Below are 955 nucleotides of genomic sequence, written 5' to 3'. Positions count from 1 at the left end.
GATTTTTGTGTACTGATTGTCTAATAGTTGATATATCTACTGTGAAGTCTGTGCGTTGTGAAAAAGTTCGAAAAAGATCGATGACAGTCCGGCGTCCGCGGCCCGAGGCATCCCGAGGGGCCCGGATAAAAACAATTAACGCGCAATTCGCGCTGTGTGGTCATCCGCGGCCATGGCGCGACCATGCACACGTCATGCCTGACTGACGCGCCGCCGCGGCGGCGAGAGCGCGCCGCGTCCGGGGAACCGAGAAGAACGGGAGACGGATCCGCGGAGAACGTGTGGTTGACAGCGACCGAGTAACGACCGGTACCGTTCATCCTGTCCACTCATCAGACGGCTGCGGGAGTGCCTTCCCTGACAACTGGACCGGCCGGCGGCCAGCGGGCGGTCACACGTCCCTGATCGCCTGCTACCAGGCCCGGTCAGCGGCGGGGTTCGGACAGGAAGTTTCTCGTCGCTGGCGAAGGGGGGCTGCAGGACAGCCCGGAGGGTCCCAGATCGTCCCCTAGACAACGATGTCGCGTCCGCATCCGGCGGTGCACGATATCGGTCCGAAGGGCGGTCCGGGACCCTTTCTCGTGTCCTCTTCCTGCCAGGGGCGCTGTCTCTTCCTGCCAGGGGCACGGCTTCCTGCCGGAAGCGCTCCGGCGGGCCCTACAGCAGGTCGTGGATGATCGTGCCGCGCACGACCGTGCGTACGCAGGCCGGCGTGGGCCCGTCGAGATCGGGCAGGCCGGCGACGGCGGCGCGCGGGTCGGTGGACCATGCCGCGACGCGGGAGTCCGGTACCTGCACCACCAGCTCCCCCGTCACCCGCCAGACCGCGAACGTCGCGGGGGCGCCGGGGGCGAGCAGCCCGCTGCCGTCGCCGTCGGCCCGGGCCGCCCGCCACCCGCCCCTGGTCGCGGCGGCGAACGCCGCCCGGGCGCTCAGCGCCGCCGACGGTGTGCGG

The 955-nt window shown here is 68.6% G+C and carries 1 pseudogene; it reads right to left on the bottom strand.

The features are described 5' to 3' along the window. Nucleotides 1–657: 657 nt before the first annotated feature. Nucleotides 658–955: pseudogene (locus NBW84_RS23810) on the bottom strand (amidohydrolase); the annotation flags it as partial.

This window comes from Protofrankia sp. CiP1_Cm_nod2 (assembly GCF_920664355.1).
Taxonomy (GTDB): domain Bacteria; phylum Actinomycetota; class Actinomycetes; order Frankiales; family Frankiaceae; genus Protofrankia.
The sequence above is the reverse complement of the archived record's forward strand: the minus strand, read 5'-3'. Positions and strand labels throughout refer to the sequence as shown.